The organism is Carbonatibacter coralli, from assembly GCF_039592655.1.
In the GTDB taxonomy this organism is placed as follows: domain Bacteria; phylum Pseudomonadota; class Alphaproteobacteria; order Kiloniellales; family Kiloniellaceae; genus Carbonatibacter; species Carbonatibacter coralli.
On record NZ_JBBUTJ010000003.1, the window covers coordinates 255,176 to 277,928 of the forward strand.

Sequence of the window (22,753 nt, forward strand, 5' to 3'; positions counted from 1 at the left end):
TTGTCCCCTCAGCCTTTCATAACGTTGATGTCTTCCACCGCGATGGAACCGCGATTACGGAAGAAGATAACCAGAATAGCCAGACCAATCGCCGCTTCTGCAGCAGCAACGGTCAGGATAAAGACGGTGAAGACCTGTCCGACCAGATCACCCAGATAGGATGAAAAGGCAACAAAGTTGATGTTCACAGCCAGGAGCATCAATTCGATGGACATCAGAATGATGATCACATTTTTCCGGTTCAGGAAGATCCCGAAAATCCCCAGGGAGAACAGGATGGCAGCGACAACCAGATAATGTGCAAGACCGATTTCAAGCATCAGATACCGCTCCCACTTTCAACTTTTTTGATTTCAACGGCTTCCTCACGTGTGCGGCTGACCTGTTTTGCAATGTCCTGGCGCTTCACACCCTCGCGCTGACGCAGGGTCAGAACAATTGCGCCAACCATCGCAACGAAGAGGATCATGCCCGCGCCCTGGAAGAGCAGAACGTAGTCTGTGTACAGCACGTTACCAAGAGCCTGCGTGTTGTGGATCTGATCAATCGGCGGAATGGGTTCTGCAATCTGTGTCGCGGCAACATCCGGGTTGATTCCCCAGGACGCGACAACCAGCAGCAGCTCGATCAGCAGGATCAGGCCAACCAGTCCCGAAATCGGCAGGTTCTGCATAAAGCCCTTGCGCAGGTCCTCCACATGAATGTCGAGCATCATCACGACAAAGAGGAAAAGAACCGCCACAGCGCCGACATAGACGACCACAAGGATCATCGCCAGGAATTCTGCTCCCAGCAGAACAAAGAGCCCTGCTGCGTTAAAGAAGGCCAGGATAAGGAAGAGCACCGAGTGAACCGGGTTCTTCGAGGAAATCACCATCACCGCGGATGCAACCGTGATGGCAGCGAAGAGATAAAAGACAAGTGCCTGAATTACCATCAGTCAGCCCCTTAACGATACGGAGCATCCATCGCGATATTTTGCGCGATTTCAGCCTCCCAACGGTCGCCGTTCAAAAGCAGCTTGTCCTTGTTGTAGAACAGCTCTTCACGGGTTTCCGTCGCAAATTCAAAATTCGGACCCTCGACAATGGCATCAACCGGACAGGCTTCCTGACAGAAACCGCAGTAGATGCATTTGGTCATGTCGATGTCATAACGGGTTGTCCGGCGGCTGCCATCCTCGCGCGGTTCCGCCTCGATGGAAATAGCCTGCGCAGGACAGATGGCCTCACAGAGTTTACATGCAATGCAACGTTCTTCCCCGTTAGGGTAGCGACGCAAAGCATGCTCCCCACGGAAACGCGGGCTGATCGGCCCTTTTTCATAAGGATAGTTGAGTGTCACCTTTGGCTTGAAGAAGTACTTCAGTGTCAGCCACATGCCGGACAGAAGTTCCGTCAACAGGAGACTGCGGGCTGTACGGTCCAGAAATGCCATCGCCTTTTATCTCTCCAACTAAATTCGTTTCTTTGTTTCGTTACGTTTGTTCGGGGTTGCCCCCGCAGGCTTTTGGAAGGCTTCTCCCTGCCCTTATCGGGGCAGAAGGTCGAAGCCAACCAGAACACCCGCGGTCAGAACCACCCAGATGAGGCTGAATGGCAGGAAGACTTTCCAGCCCAGACGCATCAGCTGGTCATAACGGAAACGCGGGAAGGTTGCGCGAACCCACAGGAACACGAACAGGAGGAATGCAATCTTGATTGCAAACCAGATCGGACCCGGGATCCAGTTAAAGGGTGCGATATCCACCGGAGGCAACCAGCCACCAAGGAAGAGGATCGCCGTAATGCCACTCATCAGGATCATGTTGGCGTATTCACCCAGGAAGAACAGCGCAAAGCTGATGGAGGAATACTCAACGAAGAAACCGGCAACAAGCTCGGACTCACCTTCAGGAAGATCAAAGGGAGCACGGTTGGTTTCCGCCAGAACCGAGATGAAGAAAACAACAAACATCGGCAGCAGCGGGATCGCAAACCAGACTGTTTCCTGTGCCCGCACAATGTCGGACAGGTTCAGCGAACCGACACAGAGCAGAACAGTCACAATCACAAGACCCATGGACACTTCATAGGACACCATCTGCGCAGCGGAACGCAGGGCACCGATAAAGGGATACTTGGAGTTGGATGCCCAACCCGCCATCAGAACCCCGTAAACCCCCATGGAGGAAATCGCGAAGAGGAAGAGCACACCGACGTTGATGTCGGCGACAACCCAGCCATCTGCAAAGGGGATAACCGCCCAGGCCACAAGAGCCAGAATGAAGGTCAGCATTGGTGCCAGGAAAAAGATCACCTTGTTGGCCCCAACAGGAGCAATCGTTTCCTTGAAAATCAGCTTGGCCGCATCGGCAAAGGGTTGAAGCAAACCGAAAGGCCCAACAACGTTTGGCCCCTTGCGCATCTGCATCGCGCCAATCACCTTGCGTTCGGCCAGTGTCAGATAGGCCACCGCAATCAGCAGAGGACCAACAATCGCAAGAATTTGCGCGACGATGATCACGCCCGGAAGCGCATAGAGATCAATAAACTCAGCCATTGGTTCCTGTGGCCCCCTGATCTGCTTCGCGGTTCAGTACGAAGGTTTCCGTACAAGCCGCCATGGTGGCAGAAGCCCGGGAAATCGGGTCTGTCATGTAGTAGTTTGAAACGTTTGAAGCAAAGGCTTCACCGGACAGCTCGCCAGCCTTGCCGAAATCAGCCCACTCCGCAGCCTGCAGAGTATCCAGAGCAGCAAAGACAGGGTTTACCTCGATCAGGCGCTGACGCAGCTGACCAAGATTGTCATAAGGCAGTGCTTCACCAATCTGTTCGGACAGCGCACGCAGGATTGTCCAGTCCTCGCGGGCTTCACCCGGCGCGAAGACGGCCAGACGCCCCAGTTGCACACGGCCTTCGGTGTTTACATAAGTGCCGTTCTTTTCGGCGTAGGTTGCACCAGGCAGAACAACATCTGCTGCAACAGCACCCCTGTCACCGTGGCTGCCCTGATACACAACAAAGGCATTCTTCAGCCTTGCAGTATCAATCTCGTCTGCACCAAGCAGATAGACAGCCTTGAGTGAACCGGATTCTGCAGCATCCAGCATGCCAGCAACATTCAGTGCGCCCTCACCCGGAACAAAACCGAGATCCAGTCCCCCCACACGACCACCAGCCGTGTGAAGAACATTGAAGCCGTTCCAGCCCTCACGAACCATACCGAAGGTGTCAGCCGTGGATTTTGCCAGGGCAAGGACAGCCTCACTGTCAGATCGTGTCAGGGCATTCATACCCAGGATGATCATGGGCTTTTCGGCAGACTTCAGAACCTCTGCAAAGGCATGCTTGCCTCCGGCAACATCCTTCAGAGTGTCAGAACCTGCACCGAGGTAATCGTAATCATAGGACAGATCCACAGAGTTGCCGATCATGCCAACCTTCAGCCCCCCCTGCAGGAAACGCTTGCGGATGCGTGCGTTCACCAGTGGTGCTTCCCACCGCGGGTTTGAACCCACGATCAGGATCGCATCAGCCTCTTCGATACCCGCAATACCGGAATTGAAGAGATAGGATGAACGGACAGAGGCATCCAGAGCGGCCCCGTCCTGACGGCAATCGATATTGGCAGAACCAAGGGACGCCATAAGATCCTTCAGCGCCAGCATTGACTCGGCATCACAGAGATCACCGGCAATCGCACCGATCTCGCTGCCCTTCAGGTCCTTGAAACCGGCCTTGATGGCTTCAAAGGCTTCCGTCCATGTCGCCGGTGTCAGCTTGCCGTCGCGACGAACGTAGGGCTTGTCGATACGCTGGCGTTTCAGACCGTCAATGGAATAGCGGGACTTGTCAGCCAGCCATTCCTCGTTCACATCCTCATGAATACGCGGCAGGACACGCAGAACCTCGCGACCACGGCTGTCGATACGGATGTTTGCCCCAACGGCATCCATCACATCAACGGACAGGGTCTTTTTCAGCTCCCACGGACGCGCATTGAAGGCGTAGGCCTTGTTGGTCAACGCACCAACCGGACAGACATCCACGAGGTTGCCGGAAAGCTCGGAATTAATCGCGCGCTCAAGCGTTGTGATCTCGACATTCTCACCACGGTTGATCAGGCCGATTTCCTCGACACCCGCAACTTCGGTCGCGAAACGGACACAGCGTGTACACTGGATACAACGGGTCATGATCGTGTTGATCAGAGGCCCCATGTGCTTTTCTGTCGCGGCACGCTTGTTCTCGCGATAACGCCCCTTGTCCAGACCGAACGCCATGGCCTGATCCTGAAGATCACACTCCCCACCCTGGTCACAGATCGGACAATCCAGCGGGTGGTTGATCAGCAGGAACTCCATCACACCCTTGCGGGCCTTTTGAACAAGCTCGCTGTTGGTTTTGATCACCATGCCTTCACCAACAGGCATGGCACAGGAAGCAACCGGTTTTGGAGCGCGCTCCATTTCAACCAGACACATCCGGCAGTTGCCCGCAACGGAAAGGCGTTCGTGATAACAGAAGCGTGGAATTTCGGCACCCGCCAGTTCACAGGCCTGAAGAACGGTCAGGCCGTCGGCGACTTCGATTTCCTTGCCATCAATCGTCAACTTTGGCATTGGTCAAAATCTCCTATTCCGCAGCCTGACGGGCAGCTTTGTATTCCATGATACGGCGCTCGATTTCCGGACGGAAATTGCGGATCAGGCCCTGAATAGGCCAGGCCGCAGCGTCGCCGAGAGCACAGATGGTGTGACCTTCGACCTGCTTGGTGATTTCCCACAGGGTATCAATCTCGTCGATTTCAGCCTCACCGCGAACCATGCGCCCCATGATGCGGTACATCCAGCCCGTGCCTTCACGACACGGCGTACACTGACCACAGCTCTCGTGCTTGTAGAAGTGTGACAGACGGTGGATCGCTTCGATAATGTCCGTGGACTTGTCCATGACAATCACCGCTGCCGTTCCCAGACCGGAGCCAGCTTCGCGCAGGGCATCGAAATCCATTGTGATGGTGTCACAAACGTCCTTTGGCAGCAAAGGCACGGAAGAACCACCGGGGATCACGGCCAGAAGATTGTCCCAGCCGCCGCGAACACCACCTGCATGTTTTTCGATCAGTTCCTTGAGGGAAATCCCCATGGACTCTTCAACGTTGCAGGGATTGTTCACATGACCGGAAACGGAGAAGATCTTCGTGCCGGTATTGTTTTCGCGACCGAAGGATTTGAACCAGTCCGCACCGCGACGCAGAATTGTCGGAGACACAGCAACCGTTTCAACATTGGTCACAGTCGAGGGGCAGCCGAAAAGACCGACAGCAGCAGGGAAAGGCGGCTTCAGACGAGGCTGGCCCTTCTTGCCTTCGATCGATTCAATCAGCGCCGTTTCCTCGCCACAGATATAGGCCCCTGCTCCACGGTGCACGTGAACGTCGAAGGCCCATCCGGAACCGGCGGCATTATCACCGAGAAGACCGGCTTCCCGTGCCTGCTCGACAGCCTGTTCCAGGCGCTGTGCTTCAAGATAATACTCGCCACGGACGTAGACATAGGCCGTATGGGCCCCCATTGCGAAACCGGCAATCACACAGCCCTCGATCAGAAGGTGCGGATCATTGCGCAGAATTTCGCGGTCCTTGCAGGACCCTGGCTCGGATTCATCGGCATTGACCACCAGATAATGAGGGCGGCCATCGCTTTCCTTCGGCATAAAGGACCATTTCAGACCGGCCGGGAAACCCGCACCACCGCGACCACGCAGGGCAGAGTCCTTGATTTCATTGATGATACCATCGCGCCCCATCGCGACCAGTTCGGCTGTATTGGACCAGATACCGCGGCGCTTGGCGCCTTCCAGCCCCCAGTCATCCTGACCGTAGAGGTTCTTAAAGATACGATCCTTGTCCTCAAGCATCACCAGTTCCTCCCTTGCCCTGCTCCGTTGGCGGGAAATCATGGAGTGTTGTCCACTCACCTGTCGGAGCAGAGCTCATACGACCGGTTTGGGACCCTACAGGAACATCCTTGCCTGCACGCAGTTCGTCAATGATCTTCATCATGCTCTCTGCATTCAGATCCTCATAGTACCAGTCATTGATCTGAACCATAGGGGCGTTACAGCAGGCGCCCATGCATTCCACTTCTACAACGGAGAAAAGACCGTCTTCGCTGACATCACCAACGTTCTTGACACCGATCTTGTCGAGAGCAGCCTTGAGCACGTCCTCGGAACCACGCAACCAGCACGGGGTCGTGCGGCAGACCTGAATAAAGTATTTTCCAACCGGCTTCAGGTTGAACATGGTGTAGAAGGTCGCAACCTCGTGGGCACGGATTGCAGCAATACCGAGGTATTCCGCAACGTATTCGATCGCTTCCTTCGGCAGCCATCCACCGTTCTGTTTCTGGGCCAGATAGAACATGGAAATGATGGCAGAGGCCTGACGGCCTTCCGGGTACTTGGCGATCAGGCGATCCGCTTCGACCTTGTTTTCAGCCGTGAACTCGAAGCTGCCTGTTTCGTGTTTGGGGAACGAGCTTGTTTTCATCGGTCAACCTCACCGAATACAATATCCATGGAGCCGAGAACAGCCACGCTATCAGCCAGCATGTGGCCGCGGCACATGTAGTCCATCGCAGCAAGGTGCGCAAAGCCGGGGGCCTTGATCTTGCAGCGATACGGACGGTTGGTTCCATCGGAAACCAGATAGACGCCGAACTCACCCTTGGGTGCTTCAACGGCTGTATAGGTCTCGCCTTCCGGAACACGGAAGCCCTCTGAATAGAGTTTGAAGTGATGGATCAGCGCTTCCATCGAGCGCTTCATGTCACCGCGGCGCGGAGGAGCAACCTTGTTGTTCTCGCTCATCACCGGACCTTCAGGCATTTTCTCGATACACTGTTCAATCAGACGAAGGGACTGGCGCATTTCCTCGATACGCACAAGATAGCGATCATAGCAATCACCGTTCTTGCCCACCGGGATATCGAAGTCGAGCTCGTCATAGCAGTCATAGGGCTGTGACTTGCGCAGGTCCCATGCCACACCGGAACCACGGAGCATCGGGCCGGAGAAACCCCAGTCCATCGCCTCGTCAAAGCTCGCAACACCAATATCGACAGTCCGCTGCAGGAAGATACGGTTCTTTGTCAGCAGGCCTTCCAGATCGTCAATAAAGGCCGGGAACTGTTCACACCAGGTCAGGATGTCCTCTGCCAGACCGGCCGGCAGGTCCTGATGCACACCACCCGGGCGGAAATAGGCTGCGTGGAGACGCGCACCGGATGCCCGCTCATAGAATTCCATCAGGGATTCACGCTGCTCAAAGCCCCAGAGAATGGGTGTCATCGCACCAACGTCAATGGCGAAGGTGGTAATGTTCAGCAGGTGATTGAGAATACGACCGATTTCGCAATAGAGAACACGCACGTACTGACCGCGCTTTGGTACCTCGATCCCCAGCAGCTTCTCGACAGCCAGGGCATAGGCATGTTCCTGGTTCATCGGGGCAACATAGTCGAGGCGATCAAAATAGGGCAAAGCCTGGGTATAGGTTTTGTACTCGATCAGCTTCTCTGTACCACGGTGCAGCAGTCCGATGTGAGGATCGGCACGCTCGATCACCTCGCCGTCCATTTCCAGAACCAGACGCAAAACACCGTGCGCAGCAGGGTGTTGCGGGCCAAAGTTCAGCGTAAGAGGTTTGATTGCAGCTTCAGCCATTATGCCGCCCCTCCTTCATCCTGTTTTTCAGCTTTCTCGTCACCCGGCAGGTTCAACATGCCTTCCCAGGGGCTCGGGAAATCAAAGTTTCTGAATTCCTGGGCCAGCTTGACCGGTTCGTACACGACACGACGCTGTGTCTGGTCATAACGAACCTCGGTGTAACCTGTCAGCGGGAAGTCCTTGCGCAGAGGGTGCCCCTCAAAACCGTAGTCACACAACATACGGCGCAAATCAGGGTGATCATCAAAGAAGATACCGAACATGTCCCAGGCTTCGCGCTCGTACCAGATCGCTGAGCTGAACAAACCGGCAGCAGAGGGAATCACTGCATCATCAACGGCCGGGAGCTTGACGGTAATACGCTGATTGCTCTTGAGAGACAGGAGCAGATAAACCACCTCGAAGCGCTCTTCGCGCTGAGGAAAGTCAACAGCTGTCATGTCGACCAGCTGACGGAACTGACAGTTCTGGTCATCCCGCAGGAACTTCAGAAGGGAAAGAAGCCGATCCGCTGTCGTCCAGACAATCAGCTCTTCATTTCTGATCTCTGTGCTGGATACCCCGGCAGCAGGACTGCCCTGCAGGTATTCACCCAGATCAATAAGGCTTTGGCTCATAATGTCACCACTATTCGATTATCGGCCGGAAAAGCAGCCGTTCAGAACGCAAAAAAGATCAGCGGCGGAACTGGGAAGTCCGCTTGATCTTTTTCTGAAGCTGGAGAATTCCGTAAATCAGGGCTTCCGCTGTTGGCGGGCAGCCCGGAACATAGATATCCACTGGAACAATTCGGTCACAGCCACGAACAACAGAATAGGAATAGTGGTAGTAACCACCGCCATTGGCACAGGACCCCATGGAAATAACCCAGCGTGGCTCCGGCATCTGGTCATAGACCTTGCGCAAGGCAGGAGCCATCTTGTTTGTCAGGGTTCCCGCAACAATCATCACGTCGGACTGACGTGGAGACGGGCGGAACAGCAGACCGAAACGGTCCATATCATAGCGGCTGCAGGCCGCGTGCATCATCTCGACAGCACAACAGGCCAGACCAAAGGTCATCGGCCAGAGAGAGCCGGACTGGGCCCAGGCTGTGAGCTTGTCCATTTGCGCCAGAACGAAACCGCGCTCGGTCAATTCCTGATTAACCTGCTGAAGGATCATGTCCTGATCAGCACCTGGCGCGATCGGCGCTCCGTCCTTGTAGGCAGAGTTGGAAATCACTCCCATTCCAGAGCCCCTTTCTTCCACTCGTAGGCAAAACCGATAGTCAGGATCACCAGAAAGACAATCATGGACCAGAAACCAAACATTCCGATATCGCTGAGAGAAACAGCCCAGGGGAACAGGAACGCAACTTCAAGGTCGAAAATGATAAAGAGGATCGCGACCAGATAAAAACGGACGTCAAACTGGCTGCGGGCATCATCAAAGGCCTCGAAACCGCATTCGTACGCACTGATTTTTTCTGAGTCCGGGCGTTGGCGCCCCGCGAAATAGGATGCAATTACCATGGCAGAGGCCAGGCCAATTGCAATTCCAAGGAAGATCAGAATTGGCAGGTATTCTGCCAACAATCCATCCAGGTTCATCTCTCCACACAATCCGTCACCATTCGGTGTACTGAACGATGACCAATCGCCTTTCTTAATGATTAGGGTGGCAGACCCTTTTACGGTCTTTTTCTTTCTCCAACGTGCCTATGTAATATCCCCCTATGCATGCGTTAGCAAACACAGAATCGCCGTTTTGCAAAAAAAACGCCACATTTCAGCCCAATTGCGAACGCTTCTGAACTGGGGTAAAAACCATACAAAAAATTCAGAATAGGTACATATGAAGCGTTGTACGAAAAACTTCCAAAAACAGTCTGCACAGCTTCACTAAAAAAAACATTAAGACACAAAAAAAGCCGCTCGGAAAATTCCGGCGACTGTTTCAATGCATTCGATATAAGTGGCGAGGATGACGAGACTTGAACTCGCGACCTCTGGCGTGACAGGCCAGCGCTCTAACCAACTGAGCTACACCCCCGCAAGGTGTGTCGTTTCAGCTCGACAACAGCTTTGTCAGAAGTGGCGAGGATGACGAGACTTGAACTCGCGACCTCTGGCGTGACAGGCCAGCGCTCTAACCAACTGAGCTACACCCCCACATCTGACGATGAAAGAAAAGTGGCGAGGATGACGAGACTTGAACTCGCGACCTCTGGCGTGACAGGCCAGCGCTCTAACCAACTGAGCTACACCCCCACGTTTTCTTTCCTGTTCGCTTCCTGTCTTTGGGACAGCGCCGCGAACGAGGCTTTGTTTAATCCACCACCTCGATGCTGTCAAGCAGGGTAAAAGCGATGAATCGGACTTTTTTTCGTTTTTCTTACAAAGATCATAAGAACCAAGGATTTCAGTGAATTAACCCCGCGTTTCAAAAGCCGGAAAAACACCACCAGGCCTGACACCCGGCACAAGGCTCCCAATCCTCTCCCTGTTTATACACCTCCTGCCCCAAAATAACGAATCACTCTTTGGTCCGCCCAGACAACCACCCGAACACTCCTGGCAAGCCGGACACGAACCGGCCAGACAGCAAACACAAAAAAGCCCGGCTCAAGCAAGCCGGGCTTTTTTGTGTTTCAGAGTTCTGGTGGGCGGTGACAGGCTCGAACTGCCGACCCTCTCGGTGTAAACGAGATGCTCTACCAACTGAGCTAACCGCCCACCAGAACTCTGTTCCGATGAGCCTCTTTTAATGAGCCGCCCTGCCCTTGGCAAGAGCCTTTTTTCACTTTTTTACAGATTCCTGACAAAAAAATTTCCTGAAAATTCCATCAGGAACCCATTGGAATAAAAGAACGATTCCGAATCGCAAAAAAGCCTGCTCCATTCGGACAGGACATCACTGGCAAAAGGAGTACAAAATCGTCCGGTCACACAAAAAAACCGGCCCCGTTTTCACGAAGCCGGTTTTTGTTCAGGTATCTGGTGGGCGGTGACAGGCTCGAACTGCCGACCCTCTCGGTGTAAACGAGATGCTCTACCAACTGAGCTAACCGCCCACCAGATACCCGCCTTGCGGTCTGTGGAGGTGCTTGTAAAAGCTTTACCGAAAGCTTGCAAGCAAAAAATTCATAAAAAAACGGCTGATCCGAAGATCAGCCGTTTTTACAATAAACTAAAGCAGAGCTCTTAGTTCACCGCATCCTTCAGGCCTTTACCAGCCTTGAACTTAGGCTGCTTGGACGCAGGGATCTGGATTGTTTCACCAGTGCGTGGGTTACGGCCCTGAGAAGCAGCACGAGCTGCAACACTGAAAGTACCAAAGCCAACCAGACGAACTTCGTCGCCGGATTTCAGAGCACCTTCGATTGCTTCAAATACACTATCAACAGCTTTACCAGCATCTGCTTTGGACAGATCAGCTTTTTCAGCAACGGCTGCTACCAAATCATTCTTGTTCACGTTACCCCCCTCCAGGATTGGGATAGAAATTGAAAAAATGTCGAAACGACTTTTTTTAAAAGCAGGTGGATTGTAAATCGCCTCTACAGGTCTCGTCAATGCAGGAAACGCTCTAAAAACAAGGGTTTTCATGCATTTTGTGTAAAGTGCTATACAATTCGTTAACCATTTTCGCCGTCTCGACGCTCCTCTTTAGTGTGTGACCACGTCACTGGAAGCCTGATCGGATTTTAAATCCAGCTCGGCATCCTCACTCCAGTCCTTGATCGGAATCAGCTCTTCGGAAAGAGCAACAGACAGAACCTCATCAACAGTTGAGCAAGGAATAATCTTCAATCCTTTCAACACGTTATCAGGAATATCCGCCAGATCCTTCTCATTTTCCTGAGGAATAATAACAGTTTTGATGTTTCCGCGAAGTGCCGCAAGCAACTTCTCTTTCAGGCCGCCAATTGCCAGAACGCGACCACGCAGCGTGACTTCACCGGTCATGGCAACGTCGCTTCGAATCGCATTTCCGGTCAGAACAGAAACAATCGCTGTGACCATCGCAATACCCGCAGAAGGGCCATCTTTTGGTGTCGCACCCTCCGGAACATGGACGTGAATGTCCTTTTTATCAAACAGACTCGGCTTAATTCCGAACTCCAAAGAGCGGCTTTTGACAAAATATTCCGCAGCCTGGATCGATTCTTTCATCACATCACCAAGCTTGCCGGTTGAGCTCACACGCCCCTTGCCCGGCACAGTCACGGCTTCAATAGAAAGCAATTCACCACCGACCTCGGTCCAGGCCAGACCGGTAGAGACACCAACAAGGTCTTTCTCTTCAGCCTCGCCATAGCGATAACGCGCAACACCGGCATACTTGTCGAGGTTTTCAGGTGTGACGGTTACAGAGGTCGCCTCACCCATTTCGATATCCTTGACGGCCTTGCGAATAAGCTTCGCCAGCTCGCGCTCGAGGGAACGGACACCGGCTTCGCGGGTATAAAGCTGAATGAGCTTGCGAAGCGCTTCGTCCTCGATCTCCCACTCCCCTTTCCGAACACCGTGATCCTTGAGAAGCTTCGGTGTCAGGTGGCGCAGGGCAATCTGCATCTTTTCGTCTTCCGTGTAACCGGAAATACGAATGATCTCCATACGATCCAGCAAGGGCTGTGGCATGCGCAGGGAATTTGCGGTCGTGACAAACATCACATCGGACAGATCGTAATCGACCTCGAGATAGTGATCGTTGAAAGTCCCGTTCTGTGCCGGATCAAGAACCTCCAGCAGAGCAGAAGACGGATCTCCGCGATAGTCGTTGCCAAGCTTGTCAATTTCATCCAGCAGGAAAAGCGGGTTTGAAGTCTTTGCCTTTTTCATCCCCTGGATAACCTTGCCCGGCATGGAGCCGATATAGGTTCTCCGGTGTCCCCGGACCTCGGACTCGTCGCGGACCCCACCCAGGCTCATGCGCACAAAGTTACGCCCCGTTGCCTTGGCAATGGACTGCCCCAGTGACGTCTTGCCCACGCCAGGAGGCCCAACCAGACAGAGGATCGGCCCCTTTACTGTGCGCATACGCTGCTGAACAGCGAGATACTCGAGGATACGTTCCTTGACCTTTTCAAGGCCGTAGTGTTCCTGATCCAGAATTTTTGAGGCATTCGGGATATTCTTTTTGATCTTGCTGCGCTTTTTCCACGGAATGGCCGTCAGCCAGTCCAGATAGTTGCGCACAACAGTCGCCTCGGCAGACATCGGGCTCATGGACCGCAGCTTCTTCATTTCCGCCTGTGCCTTTTCCTTGGCTTCGGCCGTCATTTTCAGGCTGTTGATCTTCTCTTCCATTTCGGACAGCTCATCCTTGCCGTCCTCACCCTCGCCAAGTTCCTTCTGAATGGCTTTCATCTGCTCATTCAAATAGTACTCGCGCTGTGTCTTTTCCATCTGGCGCTTCACGCGATTGCGGATCCGCTTTTCGACCTGGAGAACGCCGATCTCGCCTTCCATGAAACCATAGATCCGCTCAAGGCGCTGACCAATGGTCGAGCATTCCAGCAATTCTTGCTTCTCTGAAATCTTCAGGGACAGGTGGGAGGCAACAGTATCAGCAAGCTTGCTTGGCTCATCAATCTGGTTGATGGAAACAAGGACCTCCGGCGGGATTTTCTTGTTCAGCTTGATGTACTGTTCAAACTGGGCCACCACGGAACGGGAGAGAGCATCCAGCTCGCCCTCGCTCTCTTCACCATCGTCAAGTGTTTCAGCCCAGGCCTGGAAGAACTCGCCACCCTCTTCGTATTTGACGACACGGGCGCGATGAGCTCCCTCGACCAGAACCTTGACTGTTCCGTCAGGAAGCTTGAGCAGCTGCAGCACGGAGCCAACAGTCCCGACTTCATAGATGTCGGAGGGTTCCGGATCATCCTGGGATGCGTTTCGCTGGGTCACAAGCAGGATCTGCTTGTCGTTTTTCATGACATCTTCAAGCGCGCGAACGGATTTTTCCCGACCGACAAACAGCGGAACAATCATATGTGGGAAAACCACAATGTCACGCAGAGGCAAAACCGGATAAAGATCACCGCGAGATAATTCGAGCATCAGTCCTCACAAGGGCTATAAACCGAAGCAATGGGAAATAAGGACACCACTCTGTGACGCCCCTTTGTTTCATTATATGGAACCCTATCAAAGCAAAGGCAAGGCAGGAAAGGAAACTATCCTGCCTTGCTCTCTTTTCAGGTCCGGGCCAGATCGTTCTTTTTGAACTCTGCCCTTTTCATTCATGCAGACATCAGGCCTCTGTGCCAGTGTCCTCATTCTTTTCAGCATAGATATAAAGCGGCTGGGATCGTCCTTCGACGACCTCGCTGTTTACGACCACTTCATCAACGCCTTCCATGTCAGGCAATTCAAACATGGTTTCCAGCAGGATGCCTTCCAGAATGGAACGCAAACCACGGGCACCTGTCTTGCGCTCGATGGCTTTTGCCGCAATCCCCTTCAGAGCACCGTCGGTAAAGACCAGCTTCACATCTTCCATTTCAAAGAGACGCTGATACTGCTTCACTAGGGCATTCTTGGGCTCGGAAAGAATTTCGACAAGCGCATCGTTGTCGAGGTCTTCCAGAGTGGCGATCACAGGCAAACGGCCAACGAATTCCGGAATCAGACCGAACTTCAACAGATCCTCCGGTTCGAGAACCTTGAGCAGATCGCCAATGGTCCGCTCTTCCTCGGCCTTTACATCCGCACCAAAGCCAATCGCAGCACCCTTGCCACGCTCGCCAATGATACGATCAAGGCCTGCAAAGGCACCACCGCAGATAAAGAGGATATTTGTTGTGTCCACCTGCAGGAATTCCTGCTGCGGGTGCTTTCGGCCGCCCTGCGGCGGAACGGAGGCCACAGTGCCTTCCATGATCTTCAGAAGCGCCTGCTGAACACCCTCACCGGACACATCCCTTGTGATTGAAGGGTTGTCCGATTTGCGGCTGATCTTGTCGACCTCGTCAATGTAGACGATACCGCGCTGGGCACGCTCGACATTATAGTCGGCAGCCTGCAAAAGCTTGAGGATAATATTCTCGACGTCCTCACCGACATAGCCGGCTTCCGTCAATGTCGTCGCATCAGCCATGGTGAAGGGAACATCAAGGATACGGGCCAGTGTCTGCGCAAGAAGCGTCTTACCACAGCCGGTCGGACCGACCAGCATGATGTTGGACTTGGCCAGTTCGACATCACCGGTCTTGGTCCCGTGAGACAGACGCTTGTAATGATTGTGCACCGCAACGGAGAGAACTTTTTTGGCCTGCTGCTGCCCAATGACATAATCATTCAGAACACCGCAGATTTCCCGTGGAGACGGAACACCTTCACCGGACTTGACCAAAGAGGACTTGTGTTCCTCGCGGATAATATCCATGCAGAGTTCGACACATTCATCACAGATGAAAACAGTCGGCCCGGCAATCAGTTTTCTGACTTCATGCTGGCTCTTGCCGCAGAAGGAACAGTAGAGGGTATTTTTCGAGTCACCGTCGCTCGATTTCGTCATGGGGCTTTTGCCTCGAATTCAAGATATTATTATGGACAGTTTAAATGGTGACAGACCAACAGGGACCACACAACGAAAAAATAGACAAACCCTAATACTCTGCCTGAAGTTTCCGGCACCGTCCGCGGTCTTTCACCCATCCCAAACTTTATAAAACAGCACGTTACTGAAACCTGTGAGGAAGATCCCGTCTCCCTCACAGCTCAAAGGGGGTTCAATCAGGATTCTTCAGAGCCGGGGCGCTGGGAAACAACCTCGTCAATCAGGCCGAAAGCCTTGGCTTCTTCGGGGGTCATGAAGTTGTCGCGTTCCATCCCCGCCTCGATTGTTTCCATGCTCTGACCTGTGTGATGAACATAAAGCTCGTTGAGGCGCGTCCGCGTCTTGATGATTTCCTTGGCATGGATTTCAATATCTGTGGCCTGCCCCTGGAAACCGCCGGAAGGCTGGTGGATCATCACCTTGGAGTTCGGCAGCGCGAATCGCTTGCCCGCAGCACCTGCCATCAGAAGCAGGGAACCGGCAGACGCAGCCTGACCAAGACAAACAGTGGAAACATCCGGTTTGATGTACTGCATGGTGTCATACATCGCCAGACCTGCCGTGACCGCTCCACCCGGAGAGTTGATGTAGAAGGAAATGTCCTTCTTCGGGTTTTCGGATTCAAGGAAAAGCAACTGGGCGCAAATCAGACTGGCAACCTGATCATGCACAGGACCAGTCAGGAAAATAATGCGCTCCTTCAACAACCGTGAATAGATATCATAAGAACGCTCTCCACGGCTTGTTTGCTCAACAACCATAGGAACGAGTGTATTCATAAAGATATCATGGGGATCACTCATGAAGGCTTCCTCTCGAAATTTAGGGCCAATTGTGTCTTTCCCCCATTAGAACGAATTGGCGCAAGAAGGCAAGACCACAGATGAGGACGATTCCCAAAGTCTTTCGATTCTGTCGCTCTCGCCTCGCAAAATGTCGTGTCAGGCCGCACCAGTCCGGATTGGAGGAATTGCAAAGCTCTGTGATGAAAGAGCTTTTCCTTCATCTTGGAAGTCCGCTTTCCTTTTTCAAGAATCAAAAAAGGGCTGCACGCATTTGCGAACAACCCTTTTCCAGACATTTCAGGACACCCCGCTGATCAGGAGCCGTCAATTCAGCCAATTACTCGGCGTCTGCAGCCTTTTTCTTCGGTGCAGCCTTTTTCTTTGGCGCGGCTTTTTTCTTGGCCGGTTTTTTCTCTTCGTCGGCAGGCGCATCTTCTGCACCCATGGCAACCTTCAGCTCGTCCTGAGACATTTTCTTCTCGGACACCTTCGCCAGATCAACCATGAAGTCCACAACCTTCTCCTCAAAGACAGGAGCGCGCAAAGCAGCCATTGCCTGCGGGTTCTTCTGATAGAATTCGAAAACCTGCTGTTCCTGGCCCGGGTAGTTCTGAACTTCCTGGATCAGCGCACGGTTTACTTCTTCCTGGGTCACCTCGATTTCATTCTTGGTGCCAACTTCAGACATCAGCAGGCCGAGACGAACACGGCGAACAGCAATCTTGCGATACTCTTCTTTCAGTTCGTCATCAGACTTTTTCTTGTCTTCCTCATCGAGACGGTCCGCAGCCTTGTCCGCTTCAATCTGGCGCCAGATTGTTTCGAACTCCTGATCAACCATACCGGCAGGCACATCGAAGTCGTGCTCATCAGCCAGCTTGTCCAGCAGCTCACGCTTCATCACAGAGCGCGCAGCCTTGTCCAGCTCACCTTTCAGCTGCTCACGGATACGCTCCTTGAGAGCATCAAGATTGGCTTCGCCCATTTTCTCGGCAAGCTCGTCATTGATTTCAGCCGGAACAGCTTCCTCAATGTCCTTCACCTTCACTTCAAAGACAGCGTCCTTACCGGACAGCTTCTCGTTGCCGTAACCTTCAGGGAAGGTCACATTAACAGTCACATCCTCATCGATGCTCTTGCCAACCAGTTGCTCTTCAAAGCCTGGAATGAACATACCGGAACCCAGTTCCAGCTTGAAGTCTTCCCCTGCCATGCCCGGCAGTTTCTCGCCGTCGACAGAACCATCGAAATCGATCGTTGCAACGTCACCTTCACGTGCCTTGCGCTTGCGCTTCAGCTTCTGCGTGGTCTTCTGACCGGCAGCGATGCGACCCAGAGCTTCGTCAACTTCACTTTCCTCAACTTCAACAACCGGCTTTTCCAGCTTCAGCTTGGCAAAGTCCATAGGCGTGATGTCAGGAATGATCTCGAAGGACATGCTGTACTCGAGGTCCTTGCCTTCGTCGAAGGAAGTCACTTCGATCTTGGGCTGCAGAGCCGGGCGCAGGCTGCGCTCTTCCAGCAGGTTTTGGGATGTTTCATTGACAGCTGCTTCCAGAACCTCGCCCAGAACAGATTTGCCGTAACGTTGCTTCAGCAGATTTGCAGGAATTTTACCAGGACGGAAGCCAGGCAGTTTGATCTGGCCTTTCAGCTCTTCCAGGCGTGCATCAACACGGCCATCAATTTCCTGCGCTGAAACGACAACAGCAAACTCGCGCTCCAGACCTTCTGCTTTTTTCTCTGTAACCTGCATGTGCCGGCCAAGCCTTTCTTTCGTGTAACAGATGAGCCTTCAACCGATTGATTTTCGCACAGACCGATAAAGCGCATATTTCCCGGAGAAAACATGCCGCATCCGGATCATTTGCGACGAATCTGAAGGCCTTCCTCTTCGTCGAACGTCATGGTGCGGGTGAGAGGACTTGAACCTCCACGCCCTGAGGGCGCCAGAACCTAAATCTGGTGCGTCTACCAATTCCGCCACACCCGCGATAACAACTTTGGAAGGGGGTTTAATACATTGGCTTGGCTAGCGCAACACCGAACTCGCACTCCGGCGTCGAAAAGCGTATTAAAAACCGTTTTAAAGATCGTTGTTCAGCCTTGCCTGACACGCAGGTTCTTCACTTTTGCATCAAAGTAAGCTAGATTTTCCCGTGATCAGGCACAAAAGGCCTCGTCACTGATCAGGAACATCCGGCTCTCCTCCGGCCTTTCAAAGGTTTCAGGTCTCGTTATAAACACTGTTTCACTTGAGAAAACGTGATCACACGTGAGTATGCAAAGCCGTTTTGAGACCCCACATGTAATACGGAAGCTGATTTGTTGTTGAAAAGGCCGAGGTAAAGCGACGTGCCCACCATTTCTTCATATGGCCCTCTTGGCAATGCGCTCTATCCCCAGACGCGCAACCCGGCGGCACCCTCTCCGCAACAGGCGGAGCGCACAGCCTTGCGCCAGGATCAGTTCGTCGAAGCATCCAACAAGAAAAATGCCAGCTTTTCGGAACCCGACCCTGAAAGAAACAGGGCACCTGATGCAGGCCCCACCCAGGCCAGCCTGCAACGCGCCCTGCCCCCGCCCGGAGGAACCAGCCGGGGAACTATCGTCGATATTCTTGTGTGAAGCCTTTCTGCCAGGGGAAAAGAACAAGAAAAAAGCCGAACCACAAAGGTCCGGCTTTTCAGGTCTGTTATTCTGAAATCCAGCTCAGGCCGCAACGCCTTCGCGCCACGCTGTAGAAGCCTTGCAGGTTTTGCAGATACGCTCACCCGGCCACTCACTCATAAAAGTCTCACGACATTTCAGGCACTTGCGTTTCTTCTTGTTGTAGACCCGGTCAGAAACCGGCTTTGTATTCGACTGGTCGCTCATAGATCCTCCTCTACCGGCAAAAAAATCCCAGAGACGGCCACAAGGTCTTGTCATGATCATTTCCCATAACAACAACCAGGAGCGCACGACGGATTCGACAAGGACAGAGAAATCCATTGCTCAAGGCTTGTCGCAGCCGAACAAAAGTCAAATCCATCAATCGCTGAGAGTAAACACCGGGCTTGCTCCATAGCTGGTGTGCCAAGAGCATTTTTTCAAACCGTGAAACTTCATTGATATAAAAACGACAGTAGCAATACTGCAAAAAAAGAAAAAAATCAACCTAGACAAAATTCCTCTTTGTCAAGGAATTTATCTCAAAATCAAAACAGTCCCATCCCGTGCGAATCCCTGAATTCGCGACAGCAAAAAAAGTATAAATCCCTTGTTTTTCAAAAGACAAACCAGGGTTTTCCAACTCCAGCACGATCAGGTTTATGCCCAGAAAAGGATTCCTTTTCCAAAAAGTTACAGAAAAACACAACCGGTTACAGCCTCTTCGCACAGCTCATCTGCAAAAAAAACATGGCACGAACGGATATCTTTGTCCCTCAAAGAGCAAAATACTCATTTTAAAAGACGAATCAGGCTTTGTTACTGTTCTGTTCTACCCTCTTGCCAAGGGTCTGCCTCCTCCTCATAATGTGCGCCATGTCAGACCTTTTCCAAACGATTCCCGAATCCCAGCAGAGCGAATATTCCGCCAAGGACATCGAAGTTCTTGAGGGGTTGGAGCCTGTTCGTCACAGACCCGGCATGTACATCGGCGGTAACGATGAACGTGCCATGCACCACCTTGTTGCCGAGATTCTCGACAATGCGATGGACGAGGCCGTTGCCGGTCATGCCAACAGGATTGAACTGGAACTGGGTCTGGGCAACAGCATTACAATCCGCGACAATGGCCGGGGCATTCCGATTGACCCCCACCCGAAATACAAGGACAAGTCGGCTCTCGAAATCATTCTGACAACCCTGCACTCCGGTGCAAAGTTTACCCAGAATGCCTATCAGACATCCGGTGGTCTGCACGGAGTGGGGATTTCAGTGGTCAACGCCCTTTCCTCGACCATGTGGGTCGAGGTTGCCCGTGATCGCAAGATTTACCGGCAGGACTACAGTCGCGGACTGACCCAAACCGGTCTGGAGCTTGTTGGCAACACCAACAATCGCCGGGGCACAACCGTCTTCTTCATCCCGGATGAGGAAATTTTCGGCAGTGATCCCAAATACCGCCCGAAACGCCTCTACAAGATGGCAAAGGCCAAGGCCTACCTCTATCGCGGTGTGGAAATTCGCTGGTCCTGCCATCCGGATCTTCTGGGTGAGAACACAGATGTTCCCGCTTCTGAAGCCATTCATTTCCCCGGTGGTCTGGGCGATTTTGTTGCTGCGGAACTGGGTGAACGCCAGACCCTGACTGCCCAGGTTTTCTCTGGCGAGGCAAGCTTCCCCGATGGCGAAGGCCGCGTTGAATGGGCCATTGCCTGGCCACGCGATGAAGAAGGTTTCGTCACCTCCTACTGCAACACAATCCCGACCCCCGATGGCGGCAGCCACGAAAGCGGCTTGCGCACAGGCCTCCTGCGCGGCCTGAAAGGATATGGAGAACTGATCGGCAACAAGAAAGCAGCCCAGATTACAGGCGACGATCTTCTTGGCGGCTCGATCTCTGTTCTGTCCACCTTCATCAAAAATCCGCAATTCCAGGGTCAGACCAAGGAAAAACTGGCGACCCCTCTGGCAACAAAGCTTGTCGAGGCGAGCCTGAAGGATCACTTTGACATCTGGCTTTCCAGCAATCCGGACAGCTCCGGCCTTCTGCTGGACCGCATTATCGAAAAGGCAGAGGAACGCCTGCGCAAACGCCAGGACAAGGAAACAAGTCGGAAAACAGCAACGCGTCGTATTCGATTGCCCGGCAAGCTGGCGGATTGCAGCAGCAACAAACAGGAAGACACCGAGATCTTCCTTGTCGAGGGTGATTCGGCGGGCGGTTCCGCGAAACAGGCCCGCGATCGCAAAACCCAGGCGATCCTTCCCCTGCGCGGCAAAATCCTGAACGTTGCCTCGGCCACCACAGACAAGATCAAGGCCAATCAGGAAATCTCCGACATCACCCAGGCGCTCGGCTGCGGATTGCGCAAGGATTTCGACCTCGACAAGCTTCGCTACGATCGCATTATCATCATGACCGATGCGGATGTCGACGGCGCGCACATTGCCTCGCTTCTGATGACATTCTTCTATCAGGAAATGCCGGGACTGATCGAGGCCGGACGTGTCTATCTTGCCATGCCCCCTCTCTATCGCCTGACACAGGGAAGCAAGACAATCTATGCCATGGACGATGTCCACCGTGAAGACCTGATGAAGAATACCTTCACAGGCCGTGGCAAGGTTGAGGTCAGCCGTTTCAAGGGCCTTGGCGAAATGCCGCCCCGCCAGTTGAAAGAAACCACCATGGACCCGAACAAGCGCACACTGCTTCGCGTCCAGATTGCTCCTGTTCACGATGACGACTATCACAGCAGCCTTGCCGAGACGAAAGAGCGCGTCAACTGCCTCATGGGCAAGAAACCCGAGCTGCGCTTCAATTTCATTCAGGAACACGCCCGCTTTGTAACGGACATTGACGTCTAGGATTTCGATGCTGCCCACTGTCTGTCTCGGACAGTGATGAACGGGAATTCTCCTCAACCGCACGGGAGCAAGCGGATGACACGTTGGGCCGTTATCTTCAGGGACAGTCCTGAAATGCTGGAAATCAGGGCTGATCAGGATCGCAGGGATGCGCATGTTGCCTACGCAAAGGCTCATCCCGAGCTGCTCATTGGTGGCGGCCTGAAACCGGAACAGGACGAGGATTTCTGCGGCGCACTATGGATTGTAGAGGCTCCAGGCAGACAGGACGTTGTCAACCTGATCACAGCTGATCCCTTTTACGTGCCCAAATACCGCAGCTACGAAATTTTCACCTGGGGCAAGATAATGGAAGACAGAACTGTCACCCTCTGAAGGACAAGAGCAATCCATCCAGAGCAATGTGCGCCCTGTACTTCCGGATTTTTCCCGAATTAATGTGAAAGCCATTCCAGCAAAAGCCGGTTGACCTCTTCCGGCCTTTCCAGAGGCGCAAGATGCCCGCAATGCTCCAGCAGATGCAGGGAGCTATTGGCAATGCCTGCATGCATTTCCTCTGCACAGTCGACAGGCGTGATTTCATCCTGCCTCCCGGTAACAATTGTGACCGGACAGGAAAAATTCCCGAGAATGTCCAGATGGGATTCCCGGTTCAGGATCGCCGTCTGCTGACGCAGAAAAGCCTCCCGCCCGACCTCTTCGGCCATCTCGTAAATCACTGATGTGATGCTCTCGTCGTTCAGGCGACTCTCGTGAATGAGCAAGGGCATCAAATGTGGTGTAACCCCCTTGAACTTTCCGGAGTTCGCGAGCGTTAAAAGCCCCCTGCGCCGACGTTTCTGTGTCTCGCTGTCTGCACGGGCCTTGGTGTCGATCAGGGCAAGGCGATTGATACGCTCCGGAGCCAGACGCATGACCTCCAATGCCACATAGCCCCCCATGGACAACCCCGCCAGGGAAAAGCGACCGCGAACGGAATTCAGCACAGAGTGCGCCATATCGGTCAGGTTCTCCTGTGTCGTAAAATCCGCAACCTCACAGACTGCAATATCGCCCAAGGCTTCGATCTGATGGCTCCAGAGCCTTTCGTTGCACAACAGCCCCGGCAGAAAAACAATACGCTCCCTGGCTTTATCCATTTTTGTCACTCTTCATTTCAAAACGTCATGAAAGACGAACAAT

21 protein-coding genes and 6 tRNA genes are annotated in these 22,753 nt (G+C 53.2%); 3 read left to right on the plus strand and 24 right to left on the minus strand.

Going from position 1 to position 22,753, the window contains the following annotated elements; all coding sequences use genetic code 11:
- Positions 1–8 precede the first annotated feature (8 nt).
- The 22 genes from nuoK to AAAH10_RS09690 form a co-directional block, all read right to left on the minus strand.
- Entirely contained in the window at positions 9–320 is a 312-nt protein-coding gene (nuoK, locus tag AAAH10_RS09585) for an NADH-quinone oxidoreductase subunit NuoK (RefSeq protein ID WP_343562921.1), read from the minus strand.
- Positions 320–937, minus strand: a complete 618-nt coding sequence (locus AAAH10_RS09590; protein ID WP_343562923.1) for an NADH-quinone oxidoreductase subunit J — start codon at positions 935–937, stop codon at positions 320–322. Before AAAH10_RS09590 ends, nuoK begins: the two co-directional genes overlap by 1 nt.
- Positions 938–948: 11 nt before the next feature.
- Positions 949–1,437: an NADH-quinone oxidoreductase subunit NuoI gene (nuoI, locus tag AAAH10_RS09595; protein WP_343562925.1), complete on the minus strand. Its 489-nt coding sequence runs from the start codon at positions 1,435–1,437 to the stop codon at positions 949–951.
- Between the two features lie 93 nt (positions 1,438–1,530).
- A complete protein-coding gene (gene nuoH, locus AAAH10_RS09600) occupies positions 1,531–2,541 on the minus strand; it encodes an NADH-quinone oxidoreductase subunit NuoH (RefSeq protein ID WP_343562927.1) in 1,011 nt (336 codons plus the stop codon).
- Positions 2,534–4,603 carry an NADH-quinone oxidoreductase subunit NuoG gene (nuoG, locus tag AAAH10_RS09605; protein ID WP_343562929.1) on the minus strand — a complete coding sequence of 690 codons (2,070 nt, stop codon included), beginning with the start codon at positions 4,601–4,603 and terminating at the stop codon, positions 2,534–2,536. Before nuoG ends, nuoH begins: the two co-directional genes overlap by 8 nt.
- Before the next feature lie 13 nt (positions 4,604–4,616).
- Entirely contained in the window at positions 4,617–5,903 is a 1,287-nt protein-coding gene (gene nuoF / locus AAAH10_RS09610; RefSeq protein ID WP_343563300.1) for an NADH-quinone oxidoreductase subunit NuoF, read from the minus strand.
- Positions 5,896–6,537, minus strand: coding sequence for an NADH-quinone oxidoreductase subunit NuoE (gene nuoE, locus AAAH10_RS09615; protein WP_343562931.1), 642 nt, complete (start codon positions 6,535–6,537; stop codon positions 5,896–5,898). Before nuoE ends, nuoF begins: the two co-directional genes overlap by 8 nt.
- Complete coding sequence (locus tag AAAH10_RS09620) at positions 6,534–7,712, minus strand: NADH-quinone oxidoreductase subunit D (RefSeq protein ID WP_343562933.1); 1,179 nt, start codon at positions 7,710–7,712, stop codon at positions 6,534–6,536. Before AAAH10_RS09620 ends, nuoE begins: the two co-directional genes overlap by 4 nt.
- The gene (locus AAAH10_RS09625; RefSeq protein WP_343562935.1) at positions 7,712–8,332 is read right to left on the minus strand and encodes an NADH-quinone oxidoreductase subunit C; all 621 of its coding nucleotides are present in this window, start codon (positions 8,330–8,332) and stop codon (positions 7,712–7,714) included. Before AAAH10_RS09625 ends, AAAH10_RS09620 begins: the two co-directional genes overlap by 1 nt.
- A 58-nt stretch (positions 8,333–8,390) precedes the next feature.
- On the minus strand, positions 8,391–8,945 hold the full coding sequence (locus AAAH10_RS09630) for a NuoB/complex I 20 kDa subunit family protein (RefSeq protein ID WP_343562937.1): 555 nt from the start codon (positions 8,943–8,945) through the stop codon (positions 8,391–8,393).
- A complete protein-coding gene (locus AAAH10_RS09635; RefSeq protein ID WP_343563302.1) occupies positions 8,936–9,301 on the minus strand; it encodes an NADH-quinone oxidoreductase subunit A in 366 nt (121 codons plus the stop codon). Before AAAH10_RS09635 ends, AAAH10_RS09630 begins: the two co-directional genes overlap by 10 nt.
- 371 nt (positions 9,302–9,672) lie before the next feature.
- A tRNA-Asp gene (locus tag AAAH10_RS09640) sits at positions 9,673–9,749 on the minus strand.
- Positions 9,750–9,791: 42 nt separating this feature from the next.
- Positions 9,792–9,868 (minus strand) — tRNA-Asp (locus tag AAAH10_RS09645).
- 22 nt (positions 9,869–9,890) lie between these two features.
- Positions 9,891–9,967: transfer RNA gene (locus tag AAAH10_RS09650), tRNA-Asp, on the minus strand.
- Between the two features lie 389 nt (positions 9,968–10,356).
- Positions 10,357–10,432, minus strand: a tRNA-Val gene (locus tag AAAH10_RS09655).
- A gap of 262 nt (positions 10,433–10,694) precedes the next feature.
- Positions 10,695–10,770: transfer RNA gene (locus tag AAAH10_RS09660), tRNA-Val, on the minus strand.
- Positions 10,771–10,900: 130 nt separating this feature from the next.
- Positions 10,901–11,305 carry a non-specific DNA-binding protein Hbs gene (gene hbs, locus AAAH10_RS09665; RefSeq protein ID WP_343562939.1) on the minus strand — a complete coding sequence of 135 codons (405 nt, stop codon included), beginning with the start codon at positions 11,303–11,305 and terminating at the stop codon, positions 10,901–10,903.
- Positions 11,306–11,365: 60 nt separating this feature from the next.
- The gene (gene lon, locus AAAH10_RS09670) at positions 11,366–13,765 is read right to left on the minus strand and encodes an endopeptidase La (RefSeq protein WP_343562941.1); all 2,400 of its coding nucleotides are present in this window, start codon (positions 13,763–13,765) and stop codon (positions 11,366–11,368) included.
- A 193-nt stretch (positions 13,766–13,958) separates the two neighbouring features.
- A complete protein-coding gene (clpX, locus tag AAAH10_RS09675; protein WP_343562942.1) occupies positions 13,959–15,224 on the minus strand; it encodes an ATP-dependent Clp protease ATP-binding subunit ClpX in 1,266 nt (421 codons plus the stop codon).
- A 218-nt stretch (positions 15,225–15,442) separates the two neighbouring features.
- On the minus strand, positions 15,443–16,069 hold the full coding sequence (gene clpP, locus AAAH10_RS09680; RefSeq protein ID WP_343562943.1) for an ATP-dependent Clp endopeptidase proteolytic subunit ClpP: 627 nt from the start codon (positions 16,067–16,069) through the stop codon (positions 15,443–15,445).
- Positions 16,070–16,388: 319 nt separating this feature from the next.
- Positions 16,389–17,807 (minus strand): trigger factor, encoded by a 1,419-nt coding sequence (gene tig / locus AAAH10_RS09685; RefSeq protein WP_343562944.1) that lies wholly within the window; start codon positions 17,805–17,807, stop codon positions 16,389–16,391.
- A 151-nt stretch (positions 17,808–17,958) separates the two neighbouring features.
- A tRNA-Leu gene (locus AAAH10_RS09690) sits at positions 17,959–18,044 on the minus strand.
- A gap of 362 nt (positions 18,045–18,406) precedes the next feature.
- On the opposite strand from AAAH10_RS09690, the gene AAAH10_RS09695 reads away from it, so the two are divergent.
- Positions 18,407–18,679, plus strand: coding sequence for a hypothetical protein (locus AAAH10_RS09695; protein ID WP_343562946.1), 273 nt, complete (start codon positions 18,407–18,409; stop codon positions 18,677–18,679).
- Between the two features lie 84 nt (positions 18,680–18,763).
- Here AAAH10_RS09695 and AAAH10_RS09700 read toward each other — a convergent pair whose 3' ends face one another.
- Positions 18,764–18,928, minus strand: coding sequence for a hypothetical protein (locus AAAH10_RS09700; protein WP_343562948.1), 165 nt, complete (start codon positions 18,926–18,928; stop codon positions 18,764–18,766).
- 651 nt (positions 18,929–19,579) lie between these two features.
- On the opposite strand from AAAH10_RS09700, the gene parE reads away from it, so the two are divergent.
- Positions 19,580–21,571 carry a DNA topoisomerase IV subunit B gene (gene parE, locus AAAH10_RS09705; RefSeq protein ID WP_343562950.1) on the plus strand — a complete coding sequence of 664 codons (1,992 nt, stop codon included), beginning with the start codon at positions 19,580–19,582 and terminating at the stop codon, positions 21,569–21,571.
- Positions 21,572–21,646: 75 nt separating this feature from the next.
- Positions 21,647–21,946, plus strand: a complete 300-nt coding sequence (locus AAAH10_RS09710) for a YciI family protein (protein ID WP_343562952.1) — start codon at positions 21,647–21,649, stop codon at positions 21,944–21,946.
- Between the two features lie 59 nt (positions 21,947–22,005).
- On the opposite strand, the gene AAAH10_RS09715 is transcribed toward AAAH10_RS09710, so the two are convergent.
- Complete coding sequence (locus AAAH10_RS09715) at positions 22,006–22,710, minus strand: alpha/beta fold hydrolase (RefSeq protein ID WP_343562954.1); 705 nt, start codon at positions 22,708–22,710, stop codon at positions 22,006–22,008.
- Positions 22,711–22,753: the final 43 nt, after the last annotated feature.